The sequence below is a fragment of the Fructilactobacillus sp. X7R9C1 genome (assembly GCF_059901005.1).
In genome coordinates this window covers 1-466 of the sequence record NZ_JBWXVG010000047.1, presented here as the reverse complement: position 1 = coordinate 466, position 466 = coordinate 1, and the positions used below count along the sequence as shown (strand labels likewise).

Annotated in this window: 1 protein-coding gene; it reads left to right on the top strand. The window is 44.0% G+C overall.

All coding sequences use genetic code 11. The features are described 5' to 3' along the window. Window positions 1-466, top strand: a 466-nt coding sequence (locus AC6UD0_RS07345) for a mucin-binding protein (protein ID WP_500708706.1), incomplete at both ends; no start/stop codon positions are given.

The window sequence follows — 466 nt, the reverse complement described above, 5'->3', positions numbered from 1 at the left end:
CACTACGTCTATGCTGATGGCAGCAAAGCTTCCGATGACAAAGTTGAAACGGTTACGTTTACAAGAACGGCAACCTTCGACCAAGTTACCGGCAAGATTATTAGTTACGGTGACTGGACTTCAACGAACGCTGTCTTTGGTGAAATCAATTCGCCTGAAATTACGGGTTACACTCCAGATAAAGCTAGTGTTAGTTCTGAAACTGCCACCGCTGATACACCTGACGGAAGTGTTACCGTTACGTATAATGCTAACGAACAAAAAGCAGTGGTTAACTATGTTGACGAAGATAACGGCAATGCCGTTCTTCACAGTGATGACTTAACTGGTAAGTTTGGTAGTAAGTCTGGTTACTCAACCAAAAATGAAATTGCCACTTTAGAAGCTCGGGGCTACGAGTTGGTATCCGACGGATACCCTGCTGATGGCTTTACTTTCAACACTGACAATCCAACCTTTACCGTTG